The sequence below is a fragment of the Streptomyces flaveus genome, assembly GCF_014647675.1.
In the GTDB taxonomy this organism is placed as follows: domain Bacteria; phylum Actinomycetota; class Actinomycetes; order Streptomycetales; family Streptomycetaceae; genus Streptomyces; species Streptomyces flaveus.
In genome coordinates this window covers 94,943-110,836 of sequence record NZ_BMPQ01000019.1, presented here as the reverse complement: position 1 = coordinate 110,836, position 15,894 = coordinate 94,943, and the positions used below count along the sequence as shown (strand labels likewise).

The 15,894-nt window shown below is 69.7% G+C and carries 17 protein-coding genes; 6 read left to right on the top strand and 11 right to left on the bottom strand.

Annotated features, from left to right (window positions below; genetic code table 11):
• Nucleotides 1–2: 2 nt before the first annotated feature.
• Genes IEZ21_RS30560 through IEZ21_RS30550 form a run of 3 tightly spaced genes read right to left on the bottom strand, consistent with a single transcriptional unit; the run spans nucleotide 3 to nucleotide 3,249 of the window.
• Entirely contained in the window at nucleotides 3–1,346 is a 1,344-nt protein-coding gene (locus tag IEZ21_RS30560; protein ID WP_189325083.1) for an ABC transporter substrate-binding protein, read from the bottom strand.
• Between the two features lie 10 nt (nucleotides 1,347–1,356).
• Nucleotides 1,357–2,277 (bottom strand): carbohydrate ABC transporter permease, encoded by a 921-nt coding sequence (locus IEZ21_RS30555; protein ID WP_189325082.1) that lies wholly within the window; start codon nucleotides 2,275–2,277, stop codon nucleotides 1,357–1,359.
• A gap of 18 nt (nucleotides 2,278–2,295) precedes the next feature.
• A complete protein-coding gene (locus tag IEZ21_RS30550) occupies nucleotides 2,296–3,249 on the bottom strand; it encodes a carbohydrate ABC transporter permease (protein WP_189325081.1) in 954 nt (317 codons plus the stop codon).
• A gap of 175 nt (nucleotides 3,250–3,424) precedes the next feature.
• Here IEZ21_RS30550 and IEZ21_RS30545 point away from each other — a divergent pair, with 175 nt between their 5' ends.
• Both IEZ21_RS30545 and IEZ21_RS30540 read left to right on the top strand, forming a co-directional pair.
• Complete coding sequence (locus IEZ21_RS30545; RefSeq protein ID WP_189325080.1) at nucleotides 3,425–4,585, top strand: ROK family transcriptional regulator; 1,161 nt, start codon at nucleotides 3,425–3,427, stop codon at nucleotides 4,583–4,585.
• Nucleotides 4,586–4,664: 79 nt separating this feature from the next.
• Nucleotides 4,665–4,895: a hypothetical protein gene (locus tag IEZ21_RS30540; RefSeq protein WP_189325079.1), complete on the top strand. Its 231-nt coding sequence runs from the start codon at nucleotides 4,665–4,667 to the stop codon at nucleotides 4,893–4,895.
• Between the two features lie 25 nt (nucleotides 4,896–4,920).
• Here the strand turns inward: IEZ21_RS30540 and IEZ21_RS30535 are convergent, their stop codons facing one another.
• The 3 genes from IEZ21_RS30535 to IEZ21_RS30525 are packed head-to-tail and all read right to left on the bottom strand — an operon-like array spanning nucleotide 4,921 to nucleotide 7,992.
• The gene (locus IEZ21_RS30535; RefSeq protein ID WP_246568288.1) at nucleotides 4,921–5,760 is read right to left on the bottom strand and encodes a carbohydrate ABC transporter permease; all 840 of its coding nucleotides are present in this window, start codon (nucleotides 5,758–5,760) and stop codon (nucleotides 4,921–4,923) included.
• Complete coding sequence (locus IEZ21_RS30530; RefSeq protein ID WP_189325078.1) at nucleotides 5,757–6,656, bottom strand: carbohydrate ABC transporter permease; 900 nt, start codon at nucleotides 6,654–6,656, stop codon at nucleotides 5,757–5,759. Before IEZ21_RS30530 ends, IEZ21_RS30535 begins: the two co-directional genes overlap by 4 nt.
• Nucleotides 6,646–7,992 (bottom strand): extracellular solute-binding protein, encoded by a 1,347-nt coding sequence (locus IEZ21_RS30525; protein ID WP_189325077.1) that lies wholly within the window; start codon nucleotides 7,990–7,992, stop codon nucleotides 6,646–6,648. Before IEZ21_RS30525 ends, IEZ21_RS30530 begins: the two co-directional genes overlap by 11 nt.
• 293 nt (nucleotides 7,993–8,285) lie before the next feature.
• On the opposite strand from IEZ21_RS30525, the gene IEZ21_RS30520 reads away from it, so the two are divergent.
• Nucleotides 8,286–8,957: a ClpP family protease gene (locus tag IEZ21_RS30520; RefSeq protein WP_189325076.1), complete on the top strand. Its 672-nt coding sequence runs from the start codon at nucleotides 8,286–8,288 to the stop codon at nucleotides 8,955–8,957.
• 1 nt (nucleotide 8,958) lies between these two features.
• Complete coding sequence (locus tag IEZ21_RS30515) at nucleotides 8,959–9,564, top strand: ClpP family protease (protein ID WP_189325075.1); 606 nt, start codon at nucleotides 8,959–8,961, stop codon at nucleotides 9,562–9,564.
• A gap of 20 nt (nucleotides 9,565–9,584) precedes the next feature.
• On the opposite strand, the gene IEZ21_RS30510 is transcribed toward IEZ21_RS30515, so the two are convergent.
• A complete protein-coding gene (locus IEZ21_RS30510; protein WP_189325074.1) occupies nucleotides 9,585–10,001 on the bottom strand; it encodes a helix-turn-helix domain-containing protein in 417 nt (138 codons plus the stop codon).
• A 148-nt stretch (nucleotides 10,002–10,149) separates the two neighbouring features.
• Here IEZ21_RS30510 and IEZ21_RS30505 point away from each other — a divergent pair, with 148 nt between their 5' ends.
• A complete protein-coding gene (locus IEZ21_RS30505; protein WP_246568286.1) occupies nucleotides 10,150–10,584 on the top strand; it encodes a hypothetical protein in 435 nt (144 codons plus the stop codon).
• Between the two features lie 44 nt (nucleotides 10,585–10,628).
• Here IEZ21_RS30505 and IEZ21_RS30500 read toward each other — a convergent pair whose 3' ends face one another.
• The 4 genes from IEZ21_RS30500 to IEZ21_RS30485 all read right to left on the bottom strand — a co-directional run bounded on the left by IEZ21_RS30500 (nucleotide 10,629) and on the right by IEZ21_RS30485 (nucleotide 14,448).
• On the bottom strand, nucleotides 10,629–11,633 hold the full coding sequence (locus tag IEZ21_RS30500) for a cation diffusion facilitator family transporter (protein WP_189325073.1): 1,005 nt from the start codon (nucleotides 11,631–11,633) through the stop codon (nucleotides 10,629–10,631).
• Between the two features lie 164 nt (nucleotides 11,634–11,797).
• Entirely contained in the window at nucleotides 11,798–13,261 is a 1,464-nt protein-coding gene (locus IEZ21_RS30495; protein ID WP_189325072.1) for a CAP domain-containing protein, read from the bottom strand.
• 102 nt (nucleotides 13,262–13,363) lie between these two features.
• Nucleotides 13,364–14,113 (bottom strand): MBL fold metallo-hydrolase, encoded by a 750-nt coding sequence (locus IEZ21_RS30490; RefSeq protein WP_189325150.1) that lies wholly within the window; start codon nucleotides 14,111–14,113, stop codon nucleotides 13,364–13,366.
• Between the two features lie 59 nt (nucleotides 14,114–14,172).
• A complete protein-coding gene (locus IEZ21_RS30485; RefSeq protein WP_189325071.1) occupies nucleotides 14,173–14,448 on the bottom strand; it encodes a DUF1232 domain-containing protein in 276 nt (91 codons plus the stop codon).
• A gap of 166 nt (nucleotides 14,449–14,614) precedes the next feature.
• Between IEZ21_RS30485 and IEZ21_RS30480 the strand changes: the two genes are divergently transcribed.
• Nucleotides 14,615–15,835 (top strand): FAD-dependent monooxygenase, encoded by a 1,221-nt coding sequence (locus IEZ21_RS30480; protein ID WP_189325070.1) that lies wholly within the window; start codon nucleotides 14,615–14,617, stop codon nucleotides 15,833–15,835.
• The last annotated feature ends 59 nt before the right edge of the window (nucleotides 15,836–15,894 follow it).

Genomic DNA, 15,894 nt, shown 5'->3' with positions numbered 1-15,894 from the left:
CTTCACTGGTCGAGGATGAGGTTGATCTGGTCGTTGGTCTCGTCGAGGCTGCTCACCGGCTTGCCGTTGCCGTAGATGTCCTCCATGGCGGGCTGCATGAGCGCGGTGACGTCGGCCGCGTAGTTGGTGATCGGGTAGGAGAACGTCCGGAAGTTCTTCTTGTCGGCCACTGGCTCGGTGAAGGCCGTGACGTCGATGCCCTTCTTCTTGTAGGCGGCAGTGGCGGCCTCGGTGCCGGCCGGTGTGGCGGGGAAGACGACCCCGGCCTTGCCGACCACGGTCTGGCACGCGTCGGAGGCCAGATACGCCACCCACTTGCGGGCGCCCTCCTTGTTGTCGGAGGCCTTGCTGATGGAGTCGGCGAGGCCGTTCATCATCGTGGCGCGCTTGCCGGTCGGACCGGCCGGAGTGAGGGCGGTGCCGGCGTCGATGCCCTTGGTGCCGTAGTACGTGGAGATCATCCAGGCACCGTCGAAGACGGTGGCGGCCTTGCCCGCGGCGAACTGCGTGATGCCCTGGTTGGACTGGATGTTGTAGTCGGCGAAGGGGGCCATGTAGCCCTTCTTCGCCAGGCCGAAGTACCAGTCGATGGTGGACTGGAAGGCCTTGCTGTCGTACTGGTACTCCGTGCCCCACCGGGCCTTTTCGGTGTAGCTCCACCCGGCGGAGCCGGTGAAGGTGCTCCACTGGGTCTGGCCGTCGCCCATGCCGCCGCCCTGGGTGGCGAGTCCGTACACCTTGACGTTGTTCTTGTCGAAGCCCGGCTCGTCGCCCCGCTTGCCGTTCTTGTCGACGGTCAGGTGGGCGATCGCCTTCTCGAAGGTGCCGCCGTCCTTGGGGTTCCAGGAGAGGTCGTTGAGCTGCTCGGCGGTGACGCCGGCGTCCTTCGCCATCTTCTGGTTGTAGAAGAGCGCGACGGTGTCCCAGTCCTTGGGGGCGCCGTAGCGGTGACCGTCCTGGCCGATCCAGCTGGCGGCGAGCCCCGGCTGGTAGTCGTCGTTCTTGATGCCCAGGTCGTCGAGCGGCTCCAGCACCTGCAGATCGGCGAACTGGCCGAACTTCTGGATGTGGTCGGTGAAGACGTCCGGCTGGGTGCCCGCGATGAAGCCGGCGGTGAGCTTGGTCCAGTAGTCGCTCCAGCCCAACTGGGTGATCTTGACCTTCAGGCCCGGGTTCTCCTTCTCGAACCCCTTGGCGCAGGTCTGGTAGGCGGGCAGCTGGTTGGCGTCCCACAGCCAGTACGTCACCGTGTTCGCGGAGGCCCCGGTGGAATCGCCGTTCGCGCAGCCGGTCACCAGGGACAAGGTCAGCGCTCCGGCCAGCGCGGTCAGCGTACGAAGTCGCATGGTCATTCCCTCACTTGATCCCGGTGAAGCCGATGGAGCTGACGATGCGGCGGGCGAAGCAGGCGAAGAGCACCAGCATCGGCAGCGCGGCGATCAGCGTCGCCGCCATGAGCCCGGACCAGTCGACGCCGGTCGCCGGGGTCTGCGCCCGGAAGACCGCCAGCGCCACGGTCAGCACGCGCGAGCTGTCGCTGTACGACACCATCAGCGGCCAGAAGTAGTCGTTCCAGGACGTGATGTACGTCAGCACCGACAGCGTGATGATCGGGGTGGACGCCATCGGCAGGACGACCCGGAAGAAGATCTTGATCTTCCCGGCGCCGTCGAGCAGCGCCGCCTCCTCGACCTCCCGGGGGATGTTCATGAAGAACTGCCGCAGGAAGAAGACCGCGAACGGCGTCATGAACATCGTCGGCAGCGCGATCCCCAACAGCGTGTCCACCAGCTGGAGTTCCTTGATGAGCACGAAGTTCGGCAGCAGCGTGAAGATGGTCGGCACCATCAGTCCGGCCAGGAACAGGGCGAACACCTTGTCCCGGCCGCGCCAGCGCAGCCGTGCGAAGGCGTACGCGGCCATCGCGGAGAAGAAGATCTGGCACGCGGTGATCACCGTCGAGACGCCCACCGAGTTGAGCAGATAGCGCCAGAAGTCGAGCCCGCCGCCCGCGCCGCCCTGCGCGACCGCCTCCTCGGCCGACTGCAGACCGAGGGCCCGCTCGAAGCCGCTGGTGGTGAGGTCGACGGGCAGCGGGTTGGTGGGGTCGGCGCCCAGGCCCGCGTTGGTGGAGAGCGCGGTGCGCAGGATCCAGTAGAAGGGCAGCATGGTGATGAGGACGATCAGGACCATTCCGGTCCAGGCCGCGGCCCGTCCGAAGGAGAACCTGCGCCGCTCCGGTCGTATCCCGGTGTTGGTCGCTGTTACGGCAGCCATGTCGGTATCTCCCTTCCGTCAGCCGAGGTCGCTCTGGCCGGCCCGGGTGAGCCGGTACTGCAGGACGGTGATCGCGCTCAGCACGACCAGCAGGGCCACCGACATCGCCGAGGCGTAGCCGAACTGGAAGCGGCCGAAGGCGGAGCCGTAGATGTAGTACTGCAGGACGTTGGTCGCGTTGGCCGGGCCGCCCGCGGTGGTCACCGCGACGGTGTCGAAGACCTGGAACGAACCGATCACGGTCATGATCAGCACCACCGCCAGTACCGGCCGCAGCAGCGGCATCGTGATCCGCCAGAACATCCGCCACTCACTCGCGCCGTCGACCCTGGCCGCCTCGTACATGTCGTTCGGGATGGCCTGGAGCCCGGCGAACAGGAGCAGGGCGGTGTAGCCGACGTGCCGCCAGACGTTGATCAGGGCGATGGTGGGGATGGCCCAGGTCTCGTCGGCGAGGAAGGGGATGCGGTCGGCGCCGAGACCGCTGATGATCTCGTTGCCGATGCCGAGCTGGGTGTCGAGCATCCACAGCCAGACGAGGCCGGCGACGACGTTCGACATCAGATACGGGGTGAGCACGATGCCCCGCAGCAGGGACGACTGCGTGAGCCGCTGGAGCAGGACCGCGATGGCGAGCGCCGCGACCGTCTGGACACCGATGTTGAGGACCACGTACTCGACGGTGACCCACAACGAGTCCCAGAAGATCGGGTCGTTGACCATACGGACGTAGTTGTCCAGGCCCACGAACTCCGCCGGAGTCAGCAGGTTGTACCGGGTGAAGCTGAGCCAGATGCCGCGCAGCGTGGGCCAGAGCAGGAAGACCAGAAAGCCCAGCATGGCCGGTGCGATGAAGACGGCCGCGAGGGCGCCGTCACCTTGGGCGCGGGCCTTGACCTTCTTCATGGGCGCCACGGCTTCGGCACCGCTGAGTGGTAGGCGGGATGGTGGGCTGCTGGAGGCGACGGTCATCGGGGGACTCCCTGCTCTGCGGCTCGTCCTCGGGCCTCACTTACTTTTGATGCGGAATAATCTGTACGTCAAGAGCCGTGCACGCATCTTCTCGAAGCGCTTCTTCCGGCCTCGGGGTGGCCGTATCGCTTCCCTATTGCTTCCGTAGCAAAATAAAACGTGCGAGGATTCGGTCATGACCACACTTGCCGCCAGTTGGCTGCCGCTCAGTCCCGGCGAGCGTGCCGTGGCGATCGAGGTGCTCACCCACGGCCCGCTGTCGCGCAGCGAACTCGCCCGGCGACTCGACCTCTCCGCGGGCAGCGTCACCCGGCTGACGAAGCCGCTCATCGAGTCGGGCCTGCTGGTCGAGGTCGCCGAGGGTGCCACGCTCGCCGAGGTCCGCCAGGGCCGCCCCTCCCAGCCCCTGGACATCGTCGCCGAATCCCGCAGATTCGTGGGCTTCAAGATCACCGAGGACATGGTGTACGGCGTCGTCACCACGCTCAGAAGCGACATCGTGGCCCGCCGCGACCGTCCGATCACCGGCCATGAACCGGACGAAATCGTCGACGTACTACGGGAGTTGACGGACGAGTTCGCGCGCGACTTCCCCGGCCTCGCCGGGATCGGCATCGGCGTGGGCGGCCGTGCCCACGACCGGTCCGTCGTCGACGAGTCGGCCTTCCTCGACTGGCACGACGTACCCCTGGGCCGACTCGTCGAGGAGCGCACCGGGCTGCCCGTCGTCGTCGAGAACGACGTGGCCGCACTCGTCGAGGCCGAGAGCTGGTTCGGCGCCGGCCGAGGCCTCGACCGGTTCGCGGTCCTCACCATCGGCGCGGGCATCGGTTACGCCCTGGTGATCGGCGGCAAACGGGTCGCGACCGCGGAGGATGGAGTGGGCTACGGCCGCTTCTGGATCGTGAACCCCAACGGCCCGCTCACCCCCGACGGCCGACGCGGCAGCGCCGTCTCCCTGTTGACCAGCCACAACATCCGCTACCAGATCCAGGCCGCCACCGGCCAGGACCTGTCGTACGAGGAGATCCTCGCTCTCGCCGCCGCCGGTGATCCCATGCCTGCCCGCGTCATCGACGAGGCGGCCCGGGCCCTCGGCACCCTGGTCGCGCAGATCGCCAACTTCGCCATGCCCCAGAAGATCCTCCTCGCCGGCGAGGGCGTGGGCCTGGTCGACGTCGCGGGCCCGGCGGTCGAGGAGGCCATCCAGGCCAACCGCCACCCGCGGGCGGAACCGGTCAACCTGGAGACCAAGGTGTCCGACTTCCACGACTGGGCACGGGGAGCGGCCGTACTGGCGATCCAGGTGCTGGTGCTGGGAGGCGTCGAAGCGTGAGATCGCCGCAGCTCAGCCGCTACTTGCGAGTAGCCGCGATGACGGCGACCACTCACCTGGCCTTCACACCGAGGCCCGTATGATTCACGGTATGTCCACCACTCCACACCGTGCGTCGACCTCCGGCGGGCGCTCGGCCGCCGAGGTCAACGAGGAGATCCGCGCCCTGTGGCTGCGGACGGGTGGCACGCTCAGCGGCGAACAGCGGCAGGAGTACCAGCGGCTGGTGCTGGAGTGGGCGGCCGCCTACGAACGCGCCTCGAACACCCCTGTGACCCAACCGCCCGCGGACTCCCGCGAGGCGGCGTGACCGGGCGGGCCCTTCAAGCGCCTCGTCATCCCTTCATCGCCCCCTGAAGCAGTCCCGCGATGAAGCTGCGCTGGAAGACCACGAAGAGGATCAGGATCGGCAGCATCACGATGATCGTGCCCGCGGCCAGCGTGGGGATGTCCGTGGTGTTCTGACCCACGAAGAAACCGAGGCCGGCCGGCGCGGTGTGCCTGGTGGTGTCCTGGATGAGGACCAGCACCAACAGGAACTGGTTCCAGGACCACATGAAGACGAGCAGACCGAGCGTCATCAGGGACGGGCGGGCCAGCGGGAGCAGCACCCGGAGCAGGATCGTGGCCGACGAGGCGCCGTCGATGCGGGCCGCCTCCACCAGCGACTGAGGGGTGGACTGGAAGTGCGTGCGCATCCAGAACACGCTGAACGGCATGAACAGCGCGATCTCCACCAGGATCACACCCAGGTACGAGTTGGTCAGGCCGAGGCCCCGCAGGTCGAAGTAGAGGGGGACCACGATCAGTTCGACCGGGATGGTGAGTCCGGCGATGAAGAAGGCCGCGACCGCGTTGCCGCCCGGCAGCCGCATGGTGCCGAGCGCGTAGCCCGCCAGCGCGGCGAGCACCAGACAGGCGGGGACGACACCGACCGCGATGATCAGGCTGTGCCGGATGAGATCGGAGAACCCGGCCACCGACCAGGCCTGCTGGTAGTTGTCCCAGCTCCACCTCTCCGGCCAGGTCAGGCCCACCACCGGCGTGCCCGCGGGCTGCACGGAGGCGAGGAAGACGCTGAGGAACGGGATCACGACGGCGATCGCCATGATGGTGAGAAGCCCGTAGCCGGACCAGCGTTCCGAACGCGTGGCGGTGGTCATGGCGCCGGTCATGTCTCCGTCCTCGACAGACGGTTGATGAGGTAGACGATCGCGAGGATCAGACAGCCGAGAACGACGGCCAGGGCCGCCGCGAGCCCCACCTTGCCCTCGGAGAACGCCAGCCGGTACACGAGGAGACCGGGAACGGTCGTCTGCTCACCAGGCCCGCCGTTCGTCGTCACGTACACGATGTCGAAGCTGGCCAGCGCGGCTACCGTCGTCACGGTCATGGCCACGGCCAGCTCACCGCGCAGATGCGGCAGGGTGACGGAGACGAACTCCCGGACCGGGCCCGCCCCGTCGAGCCGCGCCGCCTCGTACAGGCTGGGATCCACCTTCTGCACGCCGCTGAGGAAGAGCATCATGCACAGGCCGCTCAGCACCCACGTGCCGACCAGGCCCACGGCGACCAGCGCGGCGTCGAAGTCACCCAGCCACGCCCGCGTCACACCGTCCAGGCCGACCGTACGGAACGCCTGGTTCACCAGCCCGTCGTCCCCGTACAGCCAGCGCCAGGTGACACCCACCGCGACGAGGGGGATGACCTGCGGCAACATGAACAGGAAGCGGTACGCCCCCATGCCGGGCCGCCGGTAGCGGGCCAGCAGCCCGGTCATCGCCAGGCCGAGCGCGATGGGGACGAACGAGAAGAACACCACCAGCACAAGGGCGTTGAACACCGACCGGCGCAGCACGGAGTCCTGGAGGATCTCCTGATAGTTGCCGAGGCCGACCCACTCGCCCAGCGTGACCCCGTCCCACTCGAACAGCGACAGGTACGCCGTGTGCAGGGCGGGCAGCACCGCGAAGGCGACGTAGACGAGGAATGCGGGCAGTACATACACATAGCCGCGCCACGCACCGCGCCCGCGGGTGCCCGGAGGCCGGACCGGCGGCCTACTCGGCATGGTGTTCCTCCCACTCGTCCTGAAGTGAGTCGAGGTAGTCCGCGGGCTCGACGCGATCCGCGATGAGTTTCTGCACTCCGGAGCGCAGCCGGTCGAGCATGGCGGGCGCGGCGAAGTCGGGGAACGTCGTGATCCCGTCGTCGGCGATGGCCCGTCGATGGCCCTCCGCGATGTCGGCGAGTACGCCTTCCGGTTTCGCCACGGCCTCGGGGTTGGGCGGCAGGAAGCCGTTGTCGCTGATGATCTGGCCGGCCTCGGGCGAGGTCAGGAAGTCGAGGAACGCGCCTGCCGCTCCCGGGTGTTCGGTCCGGGAGGAGACGGCGTAGGCGACGCTGAAGCCGGAGGCCACCGTGGGGGCGCCGGCGTTCTCGCCCGGCATCGGGAAGAAGCCGACGTTGTCTCCCATGGTGGTCGCCAGCTGTCCGGCGGCCCAGTTGCCGTTGATCAGGAAGACGCTGTCGCCCTTGGCGAATTGGGCTGTGGAGTCGATCTGTCCGGTGCCGTTGGCGGACTCGTGGTAGTAGTCCTTGCGGCTCCACTCGACGACGAGCTCGCTGGCGGTGATCCCGGCCTGGTTCTCGATGGTGGCGCCTTTGGTGCCGTTGACCCAGTCCCAGTAGTCGTCCGTGGGCATCAGCTGGTTGAGAAGCGCGGCCCACAGGTGCAGGCCCCCCTCCGTAAGTGCGCCGACACCGAGCGGCGTCAGGTCCGCGTCCTTCGCGGCGGCGAGCTGCTCCTCGAACTCCGCCAGCGTCCTGGGCGGACCCTTGATCCCGGCCTGCTCGGCGAGCTCCTTGTTGTAGTAGATCCCGGTCATCGACAGACCGGCCGGGACCCCGAACAGGGCCCGCCCGCCGGTGGCCTCGCTCTTCCGCCCCGCGGTGAGCTGGTCGAGGCTGACCGGAGGGATCGACTCGTCCCAGCCGTACGCCTCCCGGTACGGCGCCAGGTCGAGGATGTGGCCGTCCTGAGCGAGGTCGGTCATCCCCACCGCGTACTGCGCGATGTCGGGGGCGGAATCGGAGGTCATGGTCAGCTTGAGGTTCTGCACGTAGTCGGAGAACGTCTTGTACTGCGGCTCCACGCTGATCCCGGGATGGCCCTTCTCGAACGCGGCGATCAGCGCGTCCACCATCAGCGGGGCGTCGGCGAACTGGACGCGCAGGGTGACGTCCCCCTCCGGCACGGCGGTCGAGGACGGGACGCTGCGCGGACCCGGAACCGCGGCCGTGCTCCCGGGTGTCAGGGCGTCGCAGGCGGCGAGCGGCAGTACGAGGGCGAGGGCGCAGGCCGCCCGGGCGATACGGCGGCATAAGCGTTGCGTGCTCTTCGGCATCGGCCTCCTTGCGTGGTCTCGTCGGGCGGACCGGTGCGTCAGCCCCCTTCGGAGGCGCTGGCTGGGGAGTCGCTGACGTGGCTGTGGACCGTACCAAAGCGGCATGCGGCTGCCCAGACCCCCGGATGCCCCCTCATGGCCACCAAGTAGCGGGACCGGTCCGGCAGTTGACCGGCACCGCGCGCTCTGCTGTCGGCGAATCTGCTACGGGCCGAGATTCCTTACGCCACGCCCGAGTCGGGCCGAGGGTGGAGAGCACCGCGGCGATGCGGCAGCCACCACAAGGAGGAGCGATGGCACCACTGAGCACCGGCCGGTCCCCGGCCACCGGCTGGGCCCCGGCCCTGACACCCCGAGCCGAGGAGGGCGACACGCCTCCGTCACGGTTCGACGACCACCTGGCCGCCCAACTCCTCGGCCAGCGCATCGTGTTCCTCGGCACGCAGGTCGACGAGGTGTCCGCGAACCGCGTCTGCGCCCAACTGCTCGTACTGTCCGCCGAGGACCCGCGCACCGACATCAGCCTCTACATCAACAGCCCGGGCGGATCCGTGTCGGCGGGCCTGGCGATCTACGACACGATGCGGCTGATCCCGAACGACGTCGCCACCCTTGCCATGGGCTTCGCCGCGAGCATGGGCCAGTTCCTGCTCACCGTCGGGACGCCCGGCAAGCGCTTCGCGCTGCCGAACGCGCGGATCATGATGCACCAGCCTTCGGGCGGCATCGGCGGCAGCACCGCCGACATCGCGATCCAGGCGGAGAACCTCGAGTTCACCAAGAAGACCGTCGAACGGATCACCGCCGAGCACACCGGACAGAGTGAGGAGACGATCGCCCGCGACGGCGACCGCGACCGCTGGTTCACGGCCGAGCAGGCGCAGGCGTACGGCATGGTCGACCGCGTCGTCGAGTCCCTCGACGACGTCCGCCCGGCCGCCTCGAAGCGACGGATGGGACTCTGACATGGCCCAGTACACGATCCCCAACGTGGTCGAACGCACCCCGCAGGGCGAGCGCGCGTACGACATCTACAGCAAGCTGCTCGCCGAGCGGATCATCTTCCTCGGCACCGAGATCGACGACGGCGTCGCCAACGTCGTCATCGCCCAGCTGCTCCACCTGGAGTCGTCCGCTCCCGAGCGGGAGATCGGGATCTACATCAACTCGCCCGGCGGCTCGTTCACTTCGCTCATGGCGATCTACGACACGATGACCTACGTCAGCGCGCCGATCTCGACGTTCTGCGTCGGCCAGGCCGCCTCGACCGCGGCGGTGCTCCTGGCAGGGGGCGACCCCGGACGGCGGCTGATCCTGGAGCACGCCAGGGTGCTGCTCGGCCAGCCCGCGAGCGGCGGCGCCCGGGGAACGGCCGCCGACCTCAGCCTCCAGGCCAAGGAGATGATGCGCATCCGTTCCCAGGTCGAGGAGGTGCTGTCGGTCCACACGCGGCACTCCGTGGAGACCCTGCGCGTCGACATGGACCGCGACAAGGTGTTCACCGCGCAGGAGGCCGTCGCGTACGGCCTCGCCGACCAGGTGCTCAGCCGACGGGTGCTGGCAGCGGCGTAACGGAGCCGGTCCGCCCGGACTCAGGCGGCCAGACGTACATCGCCGAACCGCGACTGCGCCTCGGTGGAGCGGGGCGCGGTGCGGGACCTGAGCGGCCGGGCGGGCCGGACGAGTTGGTGGTGGGCGCGGGCCAGCAGGTCGGCGAGGCCGAGTCCGAGCGCGTGGGCGGCGGCCGCGAGGACCTCGGACGAGGCCTCCTTGCGGCCGCGCTCCAGCTCGGAGAGGTACGGCATCGAGATCCGGGCCGCGTCGGCGACATCCTTGAGCGTACGTTCCTGAGCGAGCCGTTCGCGTCGCAGGACGTCACCGACGACGTCCCGCCACAGCGGCTCCTTGGGCGCCGGCTCGGCGGGCACAGCAGGTTCCGTCGGATCCGCCGGTACAGGTCGCGGTCGCAGGGGAATGACGCGGGCTTCGTCGGGCGCGTGGCTGCTCACCGCTCCAGCCTAGAAGCGTGACGCATGACGGGAAGGGGATCGCGTTCCGCCCTCGGCGAATCCTGAACGCCCCGTCACCACTTCCCGTACCTCCTGGCACAACCGGTCCATGCCCCGGCCCATGGTCATGTCCAGGAAGGAAACCACGGTGACAAGATCCCGCCTCCGCCCCATGTGCACCGTCGCGGCGGCCTTGTTGAGCACCCTGCTGATGGGGTGTTCGGCCGAGTCGGCGGAACCGGCGAGCAAGCAGAGCCCGAGCCCGAGTACGGACTCCCCGGCGCCGCCGCCGGCGCCGGCGAAGGTCGAGGTGATCGCGTCGCTGACCGACTGCAAGCCGGAGATCCGTATCGAGGCGGATGAACTGCGCGAAGGGGTGTGCCGGACCGCGCGCGGCGACTGGACCGTCACCACGTTCCCGCAGGAGAAGCTCAAGGAGACCTGGCTGGATGCCGCCGCCGTGTACGGCGGTACGTACCTCGTGGGCCCGATGTGGGCGATCGGCGCCCAGCCCGCACTCCTGAAGAAGTTGCGCACCGAAGTCGGCGGGGAACTGCGGAAGTTGAGCGGCACCAGCGGGTAACCGTCCGCGTCGTAGCCCGGTCGGTGGGCCCCTCGACGGCCCGGTCAGTGGGGGTGCGGCTCGTCGCGGTGGACCGGGCCGTGCGGCCTCTCGCAGTGGGCGTCGTCGAACGCGCCGGCATGGACCTCGAGGACGTCCGCGGGCGCGTGGTCGACCTGGAGCGTGGTGTGGCTGATCCCGTAGTCGCGCTGGAGGGTCCTCTCCAGATCCCGGCGCACCGTGTGGCAGTCCGCGACGGGGTCGACCAGGACGTGCGCGGACAGGGCGGGCTGCCCCGAGGTGATGGTCCACACATGCAGGTCATGGACTTCGGTCACCGTGCTGTGCGCGACGAGCCGGTCCCCGATGCTGTCCGGATCGAGGTGCGCGGGAGCCGCTTCCAGGAAGATCCGCCCGGACTCCCGTACGAGCCCGTAGCCCGCCCTGACCATGAGGACCACCACGACCAGGGTGGCGATCGCGTCGGCTCGCGCGAACCCGGTGAGCAGCACGACGAGACCGGCGACCGCGGTGCCGATGAACGCGAACAGGTCGTTGAGGATGTGCTGGTAGGCGCCCTCGACGTTGAGCGAGGTGCGGTTGGCCTTCGATATGCACCAGGCCGCCGCGACGTTCACCACGATCCCGGCGAGCGCGGTGACGAGTACCAGCCCGCCCTCCACCTCGGGCGGATCGATCAGCCGCAGCACGGCCTCGTACGCCAGCCAGGCGCCGAGCAACAGCAGCGTCAGCCCGTTCGCCTGCGCGGAGAGGATCTCGGCCCGCTTGAGACCGTAGGTGAAACCGCCGCGGGCCGGGCGGGCGGCCAGCCGCATCGCGATGAGCGCCAGCACGATGGACACGGCGTCGGTGAGCATGTGCGCCGCGTCCGAGATCAGGGCGAGCGAGCGGGCGAGGATGCCGATGACGACCTCGATGGCCATGAACGAGGCGATCAGTGTCAGCGCGATCGCGAGCCAGCGGCGGTCCGCGTCCGCGGCCACACCGTGCGCGTGCCCCTCGTGCCCGGCGTGCCCGCCCGGCCCGTGTTCTTGGTGCGCGCTGGTCATCGGTTGCCCCCTCGATTCAATGGCTGACTCACGCAGTGAAGCGCACCTCGCGGAGATCGGCAAAGGCTGCATCGGTGACCGTTGTCATCATCGTTAGCAAGCTTCTGACCAGCGCCGATGGTTCTCGCCGGGGAGGGGCTCCGAAGGCTGCCGAGGGCGCGCGGTCAGGCGCCGAAGAGCTGCGTCCAGTACGTGCCCGCCGCGCCGCCGCCCGCGAAGCCGATGCCTATGTGGGTGAAGGCCGGCTTCAGGATGTTGGCGCGGTGGCCGGGGCTGTTCATCCAGCCTCGTACGACCTCGGCGGCCGAGCGCTGGCCGCAGGCGATGTTCTCGCCGATGGTGCGGCGGGTGCTGCCCGCGGCGGCGGCGCGGTGCCAGGGTTCGCTGCCGTCGGGGGAGGTGTGGGAGTAGAAGGCGCGGGCCACCATGTCCGCGCTGTGCGCCTGTGCCGCCGTGGTGAGCAGGGGGTCGGGGGCGAGGGGCGGCAGTCCGGCCGAGGCACGCTCGGCGTTGGTGAGCGCGATGACGGCGGCGGCCGTCTGCGCGAGCCCGCCGGGGGTGAGGGGCCGGGCCCACAGCGCCGTCCAGTAGAGCGTGCCGGAGCGGCTTTCGGGGACGTACGCCACGCCGGTCTCGGTGAACGCCGGGTCGTGAAGCGTGCCGCGGGACTGCTCGCCCGACAGGCAGTACTCCACGAACTCGGCCGGGGTACGCGGGCCGGAGACCAGGTGTTCGCCGACGGTGAGATACGCGTAACCGCCCGCGGTGACGCGCTGGTACACGGACAGCCCGTCCGCACCCTCGGAGCCCAGACGCCCTTGTGCGGCCATGCCGGCGGCGTGGGCGCGGGCCGCGGCCTGGAGCCGGGTGTCGAGCGAGACGGGCGGTGAACCGGCGGCGGCGCGCGCGGAGTTGACCAGGCCGAGAAAGCCGTCGGGGGCTGCGGCACGGGGGCCTCCGGCCGGTGCGGCAGGTGAGATACGAGCACTCGGAGCCGGAGCGGTGCCCGGGCGTGCAGCCGGTGTGCGCCCGGTTCCGCGCAGCCGGTCGAGCCCGGCACGTGCGACGCTCAGAGCCGTCGCGACACCGGTGCCCCTGGAGCCCGAGGCGGGGGAGCCCCCTGGGACCGCGCCCCCGCCCGCGTCGGCGTCCTCGCTGACGTCCACGCCGAAGTCCCGTGCGATGCCCGCCAGTCCGTCCGCGTACCCCTGCCCCAATGCGCGGATCTTCCACGTCGTGCCGCGACGGTAGATCTCGGCGAGCAGCAGCACGGTCTCCTGCTGGGGCCGCGGCGGAGTGAACCGGGCGAGGACACGGCCGTCCGGTCCGGTCACGCGCAGGCTCGGGGCGGGGAGCCGGCCCAGCGGGGTGCCGGGCTCGGCGGGAGAGACGACCACGGTGACGCGGCTCGCCCCCGGCCGCAGCGCGGGCGGGTCGACGCTGATCGTCTCGCCGGTGAGGCGCGCACCGGGCGCGCTCGGCTGGTTGTAGAACACGAAGTCGCCGTCCGAGCGCACCTTGCCGCTGTCATCGGTGATCAGCGCGGACACGTCGAACGGCCCCGGTACCTGAAGCGTCAGGGTGCCACCCGGCAGGGCCAGATTGCCTCCGGGAACCAACTCGCTCATCGTGCCGCCGCCTGTCGGGATGCTGAATCCGCTGTCCGCGCCCCGAGGGGCGTTGCCCGGACAACGTCTCACCGGTGAGCGGCGGTTCCCGGGCCTGTGACGTCAGGAGGCCGGCTCCCGGGCGCGCCGGGCCGCCTCGCGTACGGAACCCCGGTGAACCGGCCCGTGCCCGGGCAGCAGTACGTCACCGGAGAGCGCCTCGAACGTGTCCAGCGCGGCGAGCGCCCCGCGCCGGTCGTGGTCGAACATGACGGGCAGCAACTGCGGGCCCTCCACGCGGGAGGTGGGATGGCCGCTGACCAGGGCGTCGCCGGAGATCACGATGCCCGCCTCCGGGAGGTGGAAGGCGCTGTGGCCCTCGGTGTGGCCGGGGGTGTGGACAGGGACGGGGCGGCCGGGGAGGTCCAGGGGACCGACGGTGGGGGGAAACGGCTGAGGGCTCGTCACCGGTACGGGCGTCGTGCCGCCGGAGCGCAGCGCGTGCACCGCCCACGGCAGGACGCCTGGGCGCCAGCCGTTCTTGAGGATCTCGCCGATGGTCACCTGGTGGAGGAAGTCCCGGCGCGCGTGCGGGACTTCGGCCTCATGGGCGTAGACGGGCGTGCCGTACGTACGGCTGAGGTATTCGGCCGAGCCGAGATGGTCGTTGTGCGCGTGCGTGATGAGCACGGCCGCGACCGCCTCGGGCGAACTGCCCACGGCCGTCAGCGATTCGAGGACCTTCGCGCGGTCGCCGGGATAGCCGGTGTCGATCAGGGTGACGGCGTCACCTTCGGTGAGGATCACCCAGTTGGTGTTGCTGCCGTGCACCAGATGGACGTTGTCGGCGACTTGGCGCATATATGCCTGCATCATCATCCTGACCTCGGGCCCCTGCCTGCCGGACAAAGCCAAGCAGAAGCCCGGCCGGGTCAGCGCTGCGGGTCCGCGGAAGCGCGCAGTGACCTCAGGGCCAGGAGCAGGACGCCGATGTCGTCGAGGTAGACCGGATCGGGCAGGAGGTCGGTGGGCAGCACGACGTAGGCGACGGCTCCCCAGAAGACCCAGGGCGAGCCCGTCGGGAGCCCCGCGCGACGGAGCGCGCGCCGGGTCCGGATCAGCCGTACGAGGAACGTGACCGCCACCGCGAGGACCGCGGCCAGCAGGACGGCGACCAGGAGGACCACAATCCACGTACTGCTGTCCATGCGTCCTGCCTCGGTTCGTCCGCGAGTGCGCTTCTTCCCGTTCACCTTTCCCGGTTCACCGGCCCGCCACGCGGCGTGGTGAGTCCGGAACGCCGCCCGCCTCGCTCCTACCCTGTGCTGTCGATTGATCACCTGGAGAGAACCAGCGAACAGTTGGGGTGCGCCCATGAAGATCGCCTGCGTCGGCGGTGGCCCGGCCGGCCTGTACTTCTCGATCCTCATGCGGCGGCAGGACCCGTCGCACGACGTCACCGTCTACGAACGGAACCCGGCCGGCGCCACGTACGGCTGGGGTGTGACGTACTGGGGAGATCTGCTCCACGAACTGCACGCCGGCGACCCGGAGTCGACACGTGCCATCCGCGACAGCTCGGTCCGCTGGAGCGACGGGACCGCCCACATCGGCGACCGTACGACCACGCACCACGGCGACGAGGGCTACGGCATCGGCCGCCGCCGACTGCTGGAACTCCTCACCGAGCGGGCCGAATCCCTCGGCGTACGCCTCGAGTTCGGTCACGAGATCGCAGGCGAGGCGGAACTGCCGGAAGCCGACCTGGTGGTCGCCGCCGACGGCGTCCGCAGCGCGGTGCGCGAGCGGCACGCCGGCCACTTCGGCACCGAGGTCGCCCACGGTCGGAACAAGTACCTGTGGCTCGGCACCACCAAGGTCTTCGACTCGTTCACGTTCGCCTTCGTCGAGACGCCGTACGGCTGGATCTGGTGCTACGCGTACGGCTTCAGCCAGGACGCGAGCACCTGTGTCGTCGAGTGCTCGCCGCAGACCTGGACCGGGCTCGGCCTCGACCGGGCGGGGGAGGCCGAAGGGCTGGCGCTCCTCGAAGGACTCTTCGCCAGGCTGCTCGACGGGCACCGGCTGATCGGCCGCGCACACCCCGGCGGCGGCACCAGCGCCCGGTGGAGCAACTTCCCCACCCTCACCAACCGCACCTGGTCCCGGGGCAACCTCGTCCTGCTCGGCGACGCCGCCCACACCACGCACTACTCCATCGGCGCGGGCACCACGCTCGCCCTCCAGGACGCCATCGCCCTGGCCGACGCCCTGCGCGGGGCCGAGCCGGGCCAGTACCGGCTCGCCCCCGCCCTCGCCGCGTACGAGAAGGAACGCAAGTCGGCCCTGCTCTCCGTGCAGAGCGCGGCACGCCTCAGCGCGCAGTGGTACGAGAACCTGCCGCGCTACATCCACCTCCCGCCGCACCGGATGTTCGCGCTCCTCGGCCAGCGGCACTCCCCGCTGCTGCCGCATGTCCCGCCGCAGCTCTACTACCGGATCGACCGGGCAGCGGAACAACTCCAGGCGCTGCGCAGACTGAAGCGCTGGCTCGGTCCCAGGCTCGCGCGGGCCCTGCACGCGAGGCGCGGCTGACCGGCAAAGGACCGGTGGAAAGGGTGCTGCGACCCTGGGCCGAGACCCTACGATCCCCA

Excerpts from the sequence above, each read along its gene's own strand:
- IEZ21_RS30560 (WP_189325083.1), bottom strand. The coding sequence starts at position 1,346 with ATGCGACTTCGTACGCTGACCGCGCTGGCCGGAGCGCTGACCTTGTCC.
- IEZ21_RS30515 (WP_189325075.1), top strand. The coding sequence starts at position 8,959 with ATGGCCCAGTACACGATCCCCAACGTGGTCGAACGCACCCCGCAGGGC.
- IEZ21_RS30520 (WP_189325076.1), top strand. The coding sequence starts at position 8,286 with ATGGCACCACTGAGCACCGGCCGGTCCCCGGCCACCGGCTGGGCCCCG.
- IEZ21_RS30485 (WP_189325071.1), bottom strand. The coding sequence starts at position 14,448 with ATGGACAGCAGTACGTGGATTGTGGTCCTCCTGGTCGCCGTCCTGCTG.
- IEZ21_RS30530 (WP_189325078.1), bottom strand. The coding sequence starts at position 6,656 with ATGCCGAGTAGGCCGCCGGTCCGGCCTCCGGGCACCCGCGGGCGCGGT.
- IEZ21_RS30525 (WP_189325077.1), bottom strand. The coding sequence starts at position 7,992 with ATGCCGAAGAGCACGCAACGCTTATGCCGCCGTATCGCCCGGGCGGCC.
- IEZ21_RS30550 (WP_189325081.1), bottom strand. The coding sequence starts at position 3,249 with ATGACCGTCGCCTCCAGCAGCCCACCATCCCGCCTACCACTCAGCGGT.
- IEZ21_RS30490 (WP_189325150.1), bottom strand. The coding sequence starts at position 14,113 with ATGCAGGCATATATGCGCCAAGTCGCCGACAACGTCCATCTGGTGCAC.
- IEZ21_RS30495 (WP_189325072.1), bottom strand. The coding sequence starts at position 13,261 with ATGAGCGAGTTGGTTCCCGGAGGCAATCTGGCCCTGCCGGGTGGCACC.
- IEZ21_RS30535 (WP_246568288.1), bottom strand. The coding sequence starts at position 5,760 with ATGACCGGCGCCATGACCACCGCCACGCGTTCGGAACGCTGGTCCGGC.
- IEZ21_RS30480 (WP_189325070.1), top strand. The coding sequence starts at position 14,615 with ATGAAGATCGCCTGCGTCGGCGGTGGCCCGGCCGGCCTGTACTTCTCG.
- IEZ21_RS30540 (WP_189325079.1), top strand. The coding sequence starts at position 4,665 with ATGATTCACGGTATGTCCACCACTCCACACCGTGCGTCGACCTCCGGC.
- IEZ21_RS30555 (WP_189325082.1), bottom strand. The coding sequence starts at position 2,277 with ATGGCTGCCGTAACAGCGACCAACACCGGGATACGACCGGAGCGGCGC.
- IEZ21_RS30545 (WP_189325080.1), top strand. The coding sequence starts at position 3,425 with ATGACCACACTTGCCGCCAGTTGGCTGCCGCTCAGTCCCGGCGAGCGT.
- IEZ21_RS30500 (WP_189325073.1), bottom strand. The coding sequence starts at position 11,633 with ATGACCAGCGCGCACCAAGAACACGGGCCGGGCGGGCACGCCGGGCAC.